At 72.0% G+C, this 14,273-nt stretch carries 12 protein-coding genes; 2 read left to right on the top strand and 10 right to left on the bottom strand.

What is annotated here, in order from left to right; genetic code table 11:
- Position 1: 1 nt before the first annotated feature.
- The 7 genes from F8271_RS14620 to F8271_RS14595 form a co-directional block, all read right to left on the bottom strand.
- Positions 2–2,734 carry an ABC transporter permease gene (locus F8271_RS14620; RefSeq protein ID WP_151490321.1) on the bottom strand — a complete coding sequence of 911 codons (2,733 nt, stop codon included), beginning with the start codon at positions 2,732–2,734 and terminating at the stop codon, positions 2–4.
- 1 nt (position 2,735) lies between these two features.
- Complete coding sequence (locus F8271_RS14615; RefSeq protein ID WP_151490320.1) at positions 2,736–5,441, bottom strand: FtsX-like permease family protein; 2,706 nt, start codon at positions 5,439–5,441, stop codon at positions 2,736–2,738.
- A 1-nt stretch (position 5,442) separates the two neighbouring features.
- Entirely contained in the window at positions 5,443–7,488 is a 2,046-nt protein-coding gene (locus tag F8271_RS14610; protein WP_151490319.1) for an FtsX-like permease family protein, read from the bottom strand.
- Positions 7,485–10,670 (bottom strand): FtsX-like permease family protein, encoded by a 3,186-nt coding sequence (locus F8271_RS14605; protein WP_151490318.1) that lies wholly within the window; start codon positions 10,668–10,670, stop codon positions 7,485–7,487. The genes F8271_RS14610 and F8271_RS14605 overlap by 4 nt, the downstream gene beginning before the upstream one ends.
- A gap of 108 nt (positions 10,671–10,778) precedes the next feature.
- Positions 10,779–10,934, bottom strand: coding sequence for a hypothetical protein (locus F8271_RS32395; protein ID WP_192580289.1), 156 nt, complete (start codon positions 10,932–10,934; stop codon positions 10,779–10,781).
- A complete protein-coding gene (locus F8271_RS14600) occupies positions 10,931–11,146 on the bottom strand; it encodes a helix-turn-helix transcriptional regulator (RefSeq protein ID WP_151490317.1) in 216 nt (71 codons plus the stop codon). Before F8271_RS14600 ends, F8271_RS32395 begins: the two co-directional genes overlap by 4 nt.
- Positions 11,146–11,517 (bottom strand): DUF2975 domain-containing protein, encoded by a 372-nt coding sequence (locus F8271_RS14595; protein WP_225854543.1) that lies wholly within the window; start codon positions 11,515–11,517, stop codon positions 11,146–11,148. The genes F8271_RS14600 and F8271_RS14595 overlap by 1 nt, the downstream gene beginning before the upstream one ends.
- Before the next feature lie 181 nt (positions 11,518–11,698).
- Between F8271_RS14595 and F8271_RS14590 the strand changes: the two genes are divergently transcribed.
- Entirely contained in the window at positions 11,699–11,941 is a 243-nt protein-coding gene (locus F8271_RS14590) for a hypothetical protein (RefSeq protein ID WP_151490316.1), read from the top strand.
- On the opposite strand, the gene ligD is transcribed toward F8271_RS14590, so the two are convergent.
- Positions 11,938–12,960, bottom strand: a complete 1,023-nt coding sequence (ligD, locus tag F8271_RS14585) for a non-homologous end-joining DNA ligase (protein ID WP_151490315.1) — start codon at positions 12,958–12,960, stop codon at positions 11,938–11,940. The two genes, F8271_RS14590 and ligD, sit on opposite strands and share 4 nt — an antisense overlap.
- 47 nt (positions 12,961–13,007) lie before the next feature.
- Here ligD and msrB point away from each other — a divergent pair, with 47 nt between their 5' ends.
- Positions 13,008–13,412, top strand: coding sequence for a peptide-methionine (R)-S-oxide reductase MsrB (msrB, locus tag F8271_RS14580; protein ID WP_088990835.1), 405 nt, complete (start codon positions 13,008–13,010; stop codon positions 13,410–13,412).
- A 51-nt stretch (positions 13,413–13,463) separates the two neighbouring features.
- On the opposite strand, the gene F8271_RS14575 is transcribed toward msrB, so the two are convergent.
- Both F8271_RS14575 and F8271_RS14570 read right to left on the bottom strand, forming a co-directional pair.
- The gene (locus F8271_RS14575) at positions 13,464–14,120 is read right to left on the bottom strand and encodes a DUF305 domain-containing protein (RefSeq protein WP_370461911.1); all 657 of its coding nucleotides are present in this window, start codon (positions 14,118–14,120) and stop codon (positions 13,464–13,466) included.
- Positions 14,105–14,273 (bottom strand): carbohydrate-binding protein (locus tag F8271_RS14570; protein WP_370461910.1); only part of this gene is annotated, 169 nt, incomplete at its 5' end. The genes F8271_RS14575 and F8271_RS14570, both read right to left, overlap by 16 nt.

Raw genomic sequence — 14,273 nt, 5'->3', positions numbered from 1 at the left:
CTCAGTTCTCCTCTCCGAGCCGGAGCACCTCACCGAGGCGCAACCGGCGGTTGTTCAGGGCCTCAACGACAATCGCGAAGCCGAGGGCGATCGCCCCGAGCGCGACCACCGCGGCGACCAGGCCGGGCTCGAACGCCACCCGAACCGGTGTGCCGCCGGTGAACGCGGACAGGCCGAGCACCGGGTTGAGCAGCAACGGAAGAACCGCACCGACCACCGCGCCGGTCAGCACCGACACCGCGACCAGCGGGGTCAACTCGACCAGCAGCAGCCCCCGCCACTGGCGGCGGGACAGGCCGAGGGTGCGCAGCCGGGACAGCACCTGACCCCGGGCTCGCGCGCCGGCCAGAACGGTGAACGCGATGGCCAGCAGTCCGAACGCGATGCCGCCAGCCGCACCGCCCAGGAAACCGAACCCGAGGATGCCGTTCGCGCCGCCCTCGCCCAGCCCACGCCGAACACCCGCCCGGGTTTCCACCAACGTCCCGATCGGCCGATCCGGCCCCTTCACCGCACCGCTGTGTTGGAACCGGCGCTGCCCCTCATCACCGACCTTGCGCAACGCCTTTGGATCCAGCCCGTCCCCGGCCACCAGCAGACCCGTCGGCACCGGCGTGGTGTTCCGCTGCGGCAGCGCCTGCCAGGGCAGGATCACGAACCGACCGTCGTTCGCCGGCAACATCGGGAAATTGTCCACCGTGCCGGCCACCCGAAACTCGTACCGTTCGCCCTGCACCAAGACGAAAGCCGAACGGCCCACCCCCACCCGGGCCAGGTCGGCAGCGACCGCCGGGGAAACAATCGCCGGCAACGGCCCCGGACCGGCCTGAGCCGAACCCAACACAGCCGGCACCGGTAGGTTCGCCTGCGACTCCTCGGTCACCGCAGCCAACCCCGGACCGTCAACCAGCAGCACCGCCGCCTGCCCAGCCCGCAGATCAGTGCCGAACTCGTCAGCGGCCAACTGCTGTTCCGACTCGGCCAACACCGCAGTGACCGCCCGAACGCCAGGCAGACCACCCACCGCATCCACCGTGTCCGGCGCGAAGCGCTCCTTCTCCGGCGCGAACGGCCCACCCCGGATCACCGCATCCGCCGGAACCGCGAACTCGGCAGCCCGGTCCCGACTCGCACCAACCCCACCAGCGACGACCGCACAGAACACCGCCGTCCCGATCGCCAGGACCACCACGACCAGCGGTGCGGCGACCGCCGACCGGCCAGCCCGCGCAGTCCCGAGGAAAGCGACACTGCCCCGCATCCGCGCCGCCAACCGACTCACCACCAGCAACGGCCATGGATACACCCGCAACGCCAACACCGCCGCGGCGACCGCGAACAACACCGGCACCGACACCAACAACGGATCCACTTTCCCGAGGATGAGACCCCGCCGACGCAACAACACCACACCGAGAACAGCCAACAGCACCAGCGACACCTCGACCGTGAGCCGACGCGCCGACGGCCGCATCCGCGCCAGGTCGCGGCGCGCCGCACCGTCGACCGGCACAGCCAACGTCGCCACCGGCAACGCCAACGTCACCACCACCGTCACCACGACGCCGTACGAAGCAACCGGATCCGGGGCACCGGGAAACAGGGTGCCAAGCCACCAACCGAACACCGCAGCAGCCGGCACCACCAGCAGTGACTCGGCCAAGGTGCGGGTGGCGCCAGCGGTGGCCGCACCACCCCGAGCGCGCAACAACGCGAACTCCGAACGACGCCGCCGCACCGCGAGCATCGCCGCCATCCCGATCAACCCGGCCAAGGTCGCCAACACGCCCGACCCGATCACGGCCAACAACGTCCGCGCCGCATTGACCTGAGCGGCGAACGCCCGCAACGCACCATCCACGCCCGTCGTCAGCGTCAGGCCCGCCGGGACACCACGCTGCGCTTCGTCGAGGCCCCCGATCACCTGATCGAGATAGCGCACATCGATCTGGTCAACGCCCAGCCGATACCGCCAGCCAAACTGGACCGGCCAGCCCGCCGCGACCAGCTTGTCCAGGGCTGCCGGGCCGGTCACGCCGATGGCGACGAATGGACTCCTGGTGTCCGGATCGGTGACCTGTAACAGCTGCGGTAGGCCGTCCCACATTCCGTCCGTAGGGTCGTGGGGACGGAACAAGCCGACCACGACCAGGTCGAACGACGTACCAGCAGGCTGCCGGGGCCGGCGAGGGGCATCGGACCATCGCAGCCGCAGCACACTGCCCCGGCGCAGATTCAGTTTCCGGGCCACATCGACGTCGAGGGCCACCTCGGTCGGCCGGCCGGGGATGTACGTCTCGTTGGGCCATCCGCCCTCGATGAGGGCGGCGGCGTCCCGCACGCCGGGCACCACACGGAAACCAAGGTCGACCTTCAGGTAGCGAGCCGCCAGATCGGGACCGGTCACCCGGCCCGGCGAGGTTTCCGCGCTGTACCACCGCTCGTCGACCAGCCCTCGCAGCTGGGCGGGCAGCTGCGACTCGAGCACGGGCAACCGAGCCTGATTCGTCGATGCCACGGAGGTCGCAGGCAGATTCATGAACCCGGTCGTGTAGCTCATGTCCCGCCGGGCGGCCAACTCGCTGGCGAGTTGCCCCCGCAGGCCCTGCTCGGTGAACCGATTGACCAGCCGGGGCACCCCGCTGATCAGCAGCATCACCACCAGGGTCAGCACCGCCAGGAGCAGAAACTGCCCGCCATATGCCCGAACCCGCCGGACGGCGGTCGCGGTCATCTCAGCTCTCCTCTCCGAGCCGGAGCACCTCACCGAGGCGCAACCGGCGGTTGTTCACAGCCTCGACGGCAATCGCGAAGCCAAGGGCGATCGCCCCGAGCGCGACCACCGCGACAACCAGGCCGGGTTCGAACTCCACCCGGACCGGCACTCCGCCAGTGAACGCGGTCAGACCGAGCACCGGATTGAGCACCAGCGGCAACACCGCGCCGACCAGCGCCCCGGTCAGCACCGACACCCCGACCAGCGGAGTCAGCTCAACCACCAGCAACCCCCGCCACTGCCGACGGGACAACCCAAGAGTGCGCAACCGGGACAGCACCTGACCCCGAGCCCGCGCACCAGCCAACACAGTGAACGCGATGGCCAGCAGACCAAGGACCGTGCCGCCGGCCGCACCGCCCACGAACCCGAACACGAGGACACCGTTCGCGCCGCCGTCGGCGAGCTGGTGCCGTACGCCCGCTCGGGTGTCGACGGTGACCCCGAGTGGCCGTGCCTGACCGGTGACCGCCCCCTGCTGCTGGAAGCGCAGCTGACCCTGGTCACCGGCCTGCCGCAGCGCCTCCGCGTCGAGCTGGTCGCCGGCGACGAGCAGGCTGGTCGGCGCCGGTTGGGTGGCCCGCGGCGGCAGCGCCTGCCAGGGCAGGATGACGAACCGGTCGGTATCCGCCGGCAGCAGCGGGAAACCGTCCTGCGCGCCGGCCACCCGGAACTCGTACCGCTGCCCCTGCACCGCGACGAACGCCGAGTCCCGCAGGCCCGCCCTCGCCAGGTCGGCGGCGACGGCCGATGACACGATCGCGGGCAGCGCGCCGGGTTGGGCGCGGGCGGTGCGCACGGCGTCCGGCACCGTCACATCCACGCCGGACGCGCCGGTCACCCGGACCAGACCGGGACCATCGACCAGCAGCACGGTGGTCTGGCCGATCTGCGCGTCGGTGCCGACCTCGTCGGCCGCCAGCCGCTGATCCGGCTCGATCAGCACCGGCGTGGCGGCCTGGACGCCGGGTAGACCGTTCAGCGCGTCGACCGTGTCCGGGGCGAAGCGTTCCCCTCGGATCAGCGCGTCGGCGGGGACGACCTGTTCGGCGGCCCGACCTCGGCTCGCGTCGACGCCGGCGGCGACGACCGCGCTGAACGCCGCCGTCCCGATCGCCAACACCACCACCACCAACGGCGCCGCGACCGCCGAACGACCAGCCCGCGCCATACCGAGAAAGGCAACACTGCCGCGGGTCCGCACGGCGAGCCGACTGACGAGCAACAACGGCCAGGGGTACGCGCGCAGCGCGAGTACCGCCGCGGCCACCGCGAGCAGCACCGGCACCGAGACGAGCAGCGGGTCGACCTCGCCGAGGGCGAGTCCGCGCTGGCGCAGCAGCACGGCGCCGAGCCCGGCCAGCAGCAGCAGGAAGACCTCGACGGTCAGCCGGCGTGTCGACGGACGTACCCGGATCAGGTCGCGACGGGCCGCGCCGACGCTCTGTACCGCCAGCGTCGCCAGCGGCAGCGCGAGGGTGACCAGCACGGTCGCCGCGGCGGCGTACGGCGCGGTGGGGTCGGGCGCACCGGGGAACAGGGTGCCCAGCCACCAGCCCAGCGCCGCCGCGACCGGCACCACCAGCAGTGATTCGGCGAGGCTGCGGCGCGCGCCGGCGGTGGCCGCGCCGCCACGGGCCCGGATCAGCGCGAACTCCGAGCGGCGTCGGCGAGTGAACAGGGTCGCCGCGAGGACGATCAGCCCGGCCAGGGTGGCCAGGACGCCTGCCCCGACCACCGCGAGCAGGGTTCGTGCGGAGTTCACCTGGGCGGCGAACGCGCGCAGTGGGATGTCGACGGCCTGGGTCAGCGTGAGACCGGGCGGAACGTGGCGCTGCAACTGCTGCAGGCTCTCGATCGTCTGGTCGAGCTGGCGCGCGTCGATCCGGTCCACGCCGAGCCGGTAGCGCCACTGCATACGTACCGGCCAACCTTCGGCGGCCCGCTTGTCGACGATCACCGGGGCGACCACGCCAACGGCGGTGTAGGGCTCGCCGTCGCCCTCCGGTTCGATGATCTGGAGGATCTGCGGCAGCCCGCCCCAGGCGCCGCTCGCGCGGTCAAGGGGCCGGAACAACCCGACCACCACCATGGGTGCCGGATCGACGAGGACGCCGCCGGCAGCGGGCTCACCGATGCTCAGCTGGCTCCCGACGTGCAGGTTCAGCCTGCGCGCCACGTCCGCGTCGAGAGCCAGCTCGATGGGTCGGCCGACGACAAAGGTCTCGTTCGGCCAGGCGCCCTCGACGAGGGTGCTCTCCTGCTGAATGCCGGGCATGGCGCGCAGACCGAGGTCGACAAGCAGGCTGCGGACCTTCAGGTCGGGGCCGACCAGCCGGGTGGGCGTGGTGTCCACGGTGAACCACCGTCCGGTGGCGGCGGAGCGGACCCGCGGTGGCATCTCCTCGATCAGGCTGTCGAACTGTTCCCGCGCGCCGGGCATGACCGGCCCAGCAGCGGTGTCTACCTCCCCGGTGGAGTAGTTGAGATCCCGGCGGAAGGGCGGCTCGCCGTTGAGCTGCACCCGCAAACCCTCTTCGGCAAACCGGTTGACCAGTCGGGGCACCCCACTGACCAGCAGCGTGACCACCAGGGTCAACACCGCCAGGAGCAGAAACTGCCCGCCGTACGCCCGGACCCGCCGGACGGCCGCGCCGACGCTCATCTCAGCTCTCCTCTCCGAGCCGGAGCACCTCACCGAGGCGCAACCGGCGGCTGTTCAACGCCTCGACGGCGACCGCGAAGCCAAGAGCAACCGCCCCCAGCGCGACCACCGCGACAACCAAGCCAGGCTCGAACTCCACCCGGACCGGCACGCCACCGGTGAACGCGGCCAGCCCGAGCACCGGATTGAGCACCAGCGGCAACACCGTGCCTACCAGCGCCCCGGTCAGCACCGACACCCCGACCAGCGGGGTCAGCTCAACCACCAGCAACCCCCGCCACTGCCGACGAGACAGCCCAAGAGTGCGCAACCGGGACAGCACCTGACCCCGAGCCCGCGCACCAGCCAACACACTGAACGCGATGGCCAACAGACCGAGCACCACCCCACCCGCAGCACCACCCACGAAACCGAACACCAGGACACCGTTCGCGCCGCCGTCGGCGAACTGGTGCCGGACACCCACCCGGGTATCGACGGTCACCCCGAGCGGCCGACCCGGCCCCGTCACCGCACCGCTGCGTTGGAACCGGCTCTGCCCTTCGTTCCCGACCCTGCGCAACACCTCCACATCGAGCCGGTCCCCGGCCACCAGCAGACCCGTCGGCACCGGCGTCGTAATCCGCTTCGGCAACGCCTGCCACGGCAAGATGACGAACCGGTCGGGCGGATCGACCTCGCCGAGGGTGAGACCCCGCCGACGCAACAACACCACACCGAGAAGGGCCAACAGCAGCAACGACACCTCGACAGTCAGCCGACGCGCCGACGGAGGCACCCGCACCAGGTCACGACGGGCCGCACCGCCCACCGGCACACCCAACGCCGCCAACGGCAACGCCAACGTCACCAACACCGTCACCACAACGCCATACCAGGCAACCGGATCCGGGGCGCCAGGAACCAGCGTGCCCAGCCACCAACCCAACGCCGCAGCAACCGGCACCACCAGCGACGACTCAGCCAGACTGCGGCGTGCGCCGGCGGCGAACGTCCCACCACGAGCCCGGATCAGCGCGAACTCCGAGCGACGTCGCCGCACCGCCAGCATCGCCGCCAACACGATCAACCCGGCCAACGTCGCCAACACGCCCGACGCGATCACGGCCAGCAATGTGCGCGCCGCATCAACCTGAGCGGCGAACGCCCGCAACGCGCCGTCCACACCCACCGTCAACGTCAACCCCGACGGAACAGCACGCTGCGCATCATCCAGGCCCTCAACCAGATGACCGAGATAACGCACATCGATCTGATCAGCAGTCAACCGGTACCGCCAACCGAACCGGACCGGCCAACCCTTGCGGACCAGGTTGTCCAGAGCCGCCGGGCCGGTCACGCCGAGGGCGATGAACGGGTACCCCTCGCCTTCCGGATCGGTGACCTCAAGCAGTTGCGGTAGACCGTCCCACATCCCGTCCGTACGGTCGTTGGCACGAAAGAGGCCGACCACCACCAGATCGGACGCCTTACCAGCAGGTTGCAGAGGGCGCATCACAGGGTCGTCGCTTCGTTGCAGCCGCACCGCGCTGCCCCGGCGCAGCTTCAGCTTGCGGGCCACATCGACGTCGAGCGCCACCTCGGTCGGTCGGCCGGGGACGTAGGTCTCGTTGGGCCATTCACCTTCGACGATGGTGGCGGCATCCCGCACGCCGGGCACGGCGCGAAAACCAAGATCGACCTTAAGGTAGTGAGCCGCCAGATCGGGGCCGGTCACCCGGCCGGGCTGGATTTCCGCGCTGTACCACCGCTCGTCGACCAGCTCCCGCACCTGCGCGGGCAACTGGGCCTCCAGCACGGGCAGCCGAGCCTGACTCGACGACGCGATCGTACCCGCTGGCAGGTTCATCAGGCTGCTCGTGTAGCTCACGTCCCGGCGGGCGGGCAGTTCGCTGCTGAGCTGTGTCCGCAGGCCCTGGTCGGTGAGCCGGTTGACCAGCCGGGGCACCCCACTGATCAACAACACCATCACCAGAGTCAGCGCCGCCAACAGCAGAAACTGCCCCCCGTACGCCCGGACCCGCCGGACAGCGGCACCGACGCTCACCGATCTCCACCGATTCGGAGTTGCACCGCCGCCACCCGCTGACGGATGCCGGTGGCGATGAACGCGCTGAAGGCGAGCGCCGCCAGCAGCAGGCCGACCGCGGTCAGGCCGATGGGCGCCCAGGGCAGCGAGAATGCCGGCGGTGGGATCGGTCGGTCGGCGGCCGGGGTGAGGATGACCAGTGGGGCCATGGTGGCCCCGACCACGGCGCCGAGCAGCAGTCCGACGCCAACACCGATGCCGGCCAGGAAGGTCTGCTCGGCCAGCAGCGCCCGGGCCAGCAGCCGGGGCGTCGCGCCGAGGGTGGTCAACACGGCGAACTCACTCAGCCGACGCCGGGCGGTGGCCCACACGTCGACCATGAGGCCGACCAGGGCGAGCAGCACCGTGCCGAGCGCGGCGGCGAGCATCCCGGTGCGGGAACCCCGCCAGTACGGGTCGACGGCGGCGGCCTCGATCTCGGCCCGCCGGTCGAGGACGGTGACGCCGGCCAGTTGCTCGACGGCGCGGGTGGCGGCCGCCGGGTCGTCGGCACCGACCCACCACTCGGGTGTGTTCCGGACGATTCCACCACTGCGAATCAGCGCATCGACGGCCGTGGGCAGGTCGAGGAGTACACCCTGGCCCGAAGTCGTCGGCACGGAGTCCAGCTCACCGATCAGCCGGGCCGGCACGGACGCGCCGGCGAGGACCAGGGTGAAGGTGTCGCCGGTGTGCAGGCTCATCGCGTCGGGCACACCGGGCGTCATCAGGACCGGAACGGGCGTGATCGCTCCGGCGGGCACGATGGCGAACCGGGTGGGCGGATGGAAGGCGGTCCGCCCACCGGGAATCATGTCCACGGGGTAGTCGGCGACGACGCCCTGCGCGCTGGACCGCGCCCGGGCGGGCGGGCTACCGCCGGCCATGGCGCCCCAGGCCCCGGTCAGCGCGGCGGGCTGTTTGACGCCGTCCGCGCCGACCAGCGTCAGCCCGTCCACCTGAAGCCGGTACGAGGTCCCGGCGTCCGCTCCGCCGGCGGCCTCGAAGCCGGCGAGCCGCAGTCGCGCACCCCCCACGTCCGGTAGCTGCACGGTGAACGGCGCGGGTCGTCCGTCGCTGGTGGCGTTGACCGCCGGCAGCCGGAAGGCCGTCCCGTCGCTGCTGGTGACCAGCAGTGTCACGCCGACGTTCAGCAGGCGAGGGGCCCAGTCCACGGGGGTGCGCGCCGTACCGGTGATCGCCCGGGTGCCGGCGGGCAGTTCGACGCCGGTAGGAGCACCCCGCGCTGCGGTCATGCGCTGGTACTGCGTCGCCGGCGGATCGTCGCTCAGCCGGTCGGCGAGCCGGACGACGCCCTCCGCACCAGCCGAGTCGAAGCCGATCACGGTGACGGGCAGATCTCCGCGACCGACCCGCACCTCGTCGCGCCACACCGGCAGCGCCCGGCGTACGCCCGGCAGCGCGGCGAGTTCACCGGCCCGGTTCACCGGGGCGGCGCCGCCGCGCTCGGTCACCCGCAGGTCGGCGCCGACCGTGTGGCCGGCCTGCTCGACCTGGGACCGTTGCCCGGTGCTGACCAGGGACCAGGCGAGCGTGCTGCCGCCGACGGCGAGGGCGAGCAGCAGCACGGGTCCGGCGTGGGGACGCCGACCGGCCTGCCACATGCCCAGCATGGTGGCCGTCCACGGCCGCCGGTCGACGAACCGTTCGGCGAACCGGGTGAGCGGTGGGAGCACCCGCAGTGCCAGCACGGCCCCGGCGAGCACGCCGAGGGTGGGTGCGGCGACCAGCAGGGGGTCTAGGCCGAGCCGGCCGTTCGAGCCGGCGAGCGGTGAGGCGTACCGGCGCAGCTGCACCCAGGCGAGCATGGCGAGGGCGACGAGCACCAGATCGACGCTCGCGCGCTGGATGCTCGCCGACCGGTTCGGCCGGGATCGGGCGGCCATGTCGGCGACGTACGTGCCGGAACCCCGCAGCGTCGGCGCGACCATGGCCACCAGGCAGCCCGCCGCCGTCGCCGCGGCCGCCGCCCAGATCAGGGTGGTGTTACCGCCGGCGGTGGAGAGTTCCGCAGCGCCCCCGGGCCGGACGAATCGCAGCGCCTCGCCGGCGATCACCGGTCCGAGCAGCGCGGCCGGGGCCACCACCAGGGTCGCCTCCCGGGCGGCGAGGCCGGCCAGTTGGCGGCGGGCTGCGCCGCGGGCGCGCAGCAGCGCGGTCTGCGGGCGACGGTCCTCGTGCAGGAGGGCGGCGACCAGCACCAGCGCGTAGCCGCCAAGCACAAGGATGAGCAGCAGCGGAGTGGCCAGCGCGGAGCGACCCACCAAATCGGCCCGGGCGATCCGGTCCAGCAGCCGGTCGATCTTCGTCGCGACCTGCCCCGAGCTGCCCAGTTCGGCGGCCTCGGGCACCGCGACCGCGGCCGCGCTCACGGCGGCCCGTACGGCGGGCAGGTCAGCGGTGTCGACGCCGCCGAGGTCCGGTTCGGCCAGCCAGGACGCCGTCACCGAGCCCGGGAAGAGGGTCGCGAAGTCGGTCGGGTCGAGCGCGAACGGCCCGTAGGAGGTGGCCGATCCCGCGCTGCCCGTCCCCACCCCGGGGGCCAGCAGCCAGTACGCCTCGGCCGGGTCGCGGGGTCGCCAGGTGCCGGCGAGCACCACCTCGCTGGCCTTCTCGGCGGAGCGGTCCCGCAGCGGAATCCGGTCGCCGACGGTCAGGCCGAGTGTCGTGGCGACCCGCTCCGGCAGGCTCACCTGGGCCGGCGTCGCGCCGGGGCGGGGCCACGCGCCGCCGGTCAGCTCGGCGTGTGCGGTCAGGTCGTCGAGGGTGGCCAGGTTGGCGAAGATCGGCTCGCCGCCCTTGCGCGGCACCGAGCCGAGATCGCCGGTCAGTTCCCGGCCGGTGCCGTACCGCGCGGCGTAGACGGCGACCGGGACGCCGGCGAGCCCGTCGGCGAGCTGTGCTCGCGCCGCGCCGTCGCGCGTGGCGAACTCGGCGGCGTCGCGACCACCGGACCCGGTGATCAACAGGCCGCGTTCCTCGACCGGTGACGCCGCGACCAACGCGCGCTGCCCGGCGTCCACCGCACGGCGGTTGTAGTCCGACAGACCGGTGACCAACGCTACGGCGACCAGGGCGGCGAGCACCGCGGCAACCAGCAGACCCCGCGCCTCGCGGGCCCGCCTCCACACCAGCTTCATCCGACGCCTCCCCTGGCCCTGGCGGGCCGACGACCTTCAAGACAGGTCACCTACGGGAAAAGGTTCGTGCCCGTTACATGATCGTTATTACCAGGACAGTCGAGGGGGTCACGTACCGCGTCGGGCGGCCCGTACGGCGAAGGCGATCGCGCTCACGACGAGCAGTGCGCCGATGAGCTGGAGGCCCGGCGAGTCGTCGACTCCTCCGTACACGACGGCGGCGACGCCGAGGACGACGGCCGCGATGGCGACGACGTGCCTCATGGGGTCTCCTCCTCGATCCATTCGAGCAGGTCCCCGGGCTGGCATTCGAGCACCCGGCACATCGCTTCGAGGGTGCTGAAACGGACGGCCTTGGCACGGCCGTTCTTCAGCACCGCCACGTTTGCCGGGGTGAGCCCGACGCGCTCCGCGAACTCGCCGACGCTCATCTTGCGTTTGGCCAGCTCGACATCGATCCGGACGACGATGGGCATCAGATCACCGCTTCCATGTCGGTCCGCAGCGTGGTGGCCTGCCGCAGCAGGGCGCGCATGACCACCATGAGGAGCCCCAGCACGGTGACGCCCACCGTCAGCAGGAACAGCAGGAGCGGCAGCCCGGGATCATCCGCATTGAACCCCACGTAGAGGAAGACGCCCACCAGCACCAGCCACGCGGCGGCGATGGCCCAGACGATGGCGTCCACCCACTTCAGCGACGCCTCGGTGAAGATGCGGTCGTTCTTGACCAGGCTGAGCAGCTGCCACGTCGCGACGATCACCACCTGAACGCAGAGCACCCAGAAGACCGTCACGATCGTCGCCGGCCACCGGAGGTACGCGTCCTGTGGCGACTCCTGCGCCATGTGCGCGAACTGCCCCGGCAGCGAGAGGGTCTGAAAAGGACAAGGATCCCGAACAGCACCACGAGAAATGCTCGGAGAGCGGACACCGCTCGACGTTCAACAAACATGCATTGATTTTCGCTCGTTAAGGGCCGACGGAGGAGTGGATGGCCTGCACGCGCCTGGGCGATCCGCCCCTCCGATGCGCCCGCGGTGGCTGTATCTCGTCTGTGCGGCCGCCTGGCCGTGCCCGCCGGCCCGACTGCTGCTGACCAGGCAGTACCGGCGGGATCGGGTGGGGTTGTCGGTCGACCTGGCGAGCCAGTTGTTCGAGGCGACGGCAGACCTGCTGAAGCTGAACCCGGACGGGGTACCCGACCCTCGGGAGCTGTTCGACAGGTTCGTGGCGTGGACGGCCCGGCCGCCCTCGGGAGAACGGAGCTAGGGGGTGCGCTTGGCGCGGCTGGGCTGCACGCGCTTGGGCTCGCCCGGCATCTTCGGGTGGTCGGGCGGGTACGGCAGGTCGCCCTGGCCGGCGGCGGCGTCGCGGTCGGCCCACTCCAGCAGAGGGGTGATGTCCCACGGGGCGTCGTCGATGCCGGCGTGCGGATCGCCCCGCTCGGCCAGTCGGGTCGGGACGGTGCGCAGGTCGAAGTCGTCGGGGTCGACGTCGGGCAGTTCGACCCAGGTGACCGGGGTGGAGACGGTGGCCCGCGCGTTGGCGCGCAGCGAGTACGCGCAGGCGATCGTCCGGTCCCGGGCCATCTGGTTGTAGTCGACGAAGACCCGGCTGCCGCGCTCCTCCTTCCACCAGGCGGTGGTCACCAGGTCGGGGTCGCGGCGTTCCACCTCCCGGGCGAGCGCGATGGTGGCCCGGCGCACCTCGGTGAACGTCCAGCGGGGCTGGATGCGCAGGTAGACGTGCACGCCGCGACCGCCGGAGGTCTTCGGCCAGCCGGGCACGCCCAGCTCGTCGAGGACCGCTCGGACCTGACCGGCGGCGCGCGCCGCGTCGGCGAAGTCGGTGCCGGGCTGCGGGTCGAGGTCGATGCGCAGCTCGTCGGGGCGGTCCACGTCGGCGGCGCGCACCGGCCACGGGTGGAACACGATGGTGCCCATCTGCGCCGCCCAGGCCACGTGCGCGAGGTCGACCGGGCAGAGTTCCGCCGCGCCGCGACCACTCGGGAAGGTGATCTGGGCGGTCGTCACCCAGGGCGGCACGCCCCGGGTGGGCACCCGTTTCTGGAAGAACGCCTCACCCTCGACGCCCTCGGGGAAACGTTGCAGCGTGGTGGGCCGGTCCCGCAGGGCGCGCATGATCCCGTCGCCGACCGCGAGGTAGTAGTGGAAGACGTCCGCCTTGGTGAAGCCCCGCTGCGGGAAGATCACCCGGTCCGGACTGCTCAGCCGCACGCTGTGCCCGGCCACCTCGACCTCGGTGACCGCCGCCTTGGTCCCAGCCATCTCGCGACCATATGCCACAGCCCCGACGTTCGACGTACCGTTGACGGGTGAGTCTTGACGACAACGAGCTGCCCCGCACCGAGGACGAGTGGCGGGTCCGGTTGACCCCCGAGGAGTTCCACGTCCTGCGGGAGGCCGGCACCGAACGTCCGTGGACCGGCGAGTACGTGGACACCAAGACCCAAGGGGTCTACCACTGCCGCGCCTGCGGGTTGGAACTCTTCTCCAGCGACACGAAGTTCGACTCGCACTGCGGGTGGCCGAGCTTCGACGACGCCATCCCGGGGCGGGTCAAGGAAATCGAGGACCGCAGCCTCGGCATGGCGCGTACGGAGATCCGCTGCGCCCGCTGCGACAGCCACCTCGGGCACGTGTTCCACGGCGAGGGCTTCACTCCGAAGGACACCCGGCACTGCGTCAACTCGATCTCGGTCCGGCTGGAACCCCGCTGACCTGAGCGGTCCGGGAGCGGTCCGACAGCGGCCCGGGAGCGGTCGACGCGCTCAGGGCGTACCCCTGAGCATCTCGACCTCGGCGGTCCGGGACCGCTCGATGCGCCGGGCAAGGTCGCGGACCTGGTCGCTGCGGCCGACGTCGACCTGGGCGCGGGCCAGGTCGGCGGCGGCCCGCTGGTGGTCGGCGAGCACCTCGCGCAGCACCCGGTCGACGTCCGCGTCCGGTGCGGCCCGCAGCCGGTCGAGCGCGGCGTCGTCGCCGTGCCCGTCGTGGTGGTGGGCGGTCACGCTGGCGCCCGGCCCTTCGGTGGGCAGCCAGCCCCGCATGGCGGTCAGCTCGTCGGCCTCGGTCGCCTCGATGGCGGCGGCGAGGGTGCGGAGCGCGTCGTCGCGCAGCCGGTCGCGGGCCAGTCGGACGATCTGCAGGGTGCGTTCGCTGTGCCCGACCATGGTGCCCAGGAACACCACGTCGATGCCGCTCATCACCTCACCGGCGGCCGGTCCGGCCAGCGCCGACCCGGCCGGGGGCGCTGGCGCGGGCCGCGGCCCGGCCGGGGTGGGTGGCCCGGCGCAGGCGCCGGTGAGCAGCAGGGCGGCGAGCAGGGACACCAGAGGGGTACACCGCATGCCGGGTGCTCCGATCTCGCGAGGTGGCGGCACGGGTGCGGCCGTCGACCGCCCCCGCGCGGTCAGACCTGAAGCCAGAGCGCCGGTACGTTCGGCGGCTCCCAGCCGGGGATGGCGGTGTGCGCCTGCCGGCAGCGGTACGTCAGTCCGCCGTAGGTGACCTGGTCGCCGACCTGGTACGCCCGGCCCGTCGTCCAACTGCCACCCGGCGCGGGCGGGGTCGTCGGCGTG

The organism is Micromonospora sp. ALFpr18c, assembly GCF_008868155.1.
Lineage (GTDB): Bacteria > Actinomycetota > Actinomycetes > Mycobacteriales > Micromonosporaceae > Micromonospora.
Note: the sequence above shows the minus strand (reverse complement) of the source record. Positions and strands in the feature narration are given on the sequence as shown.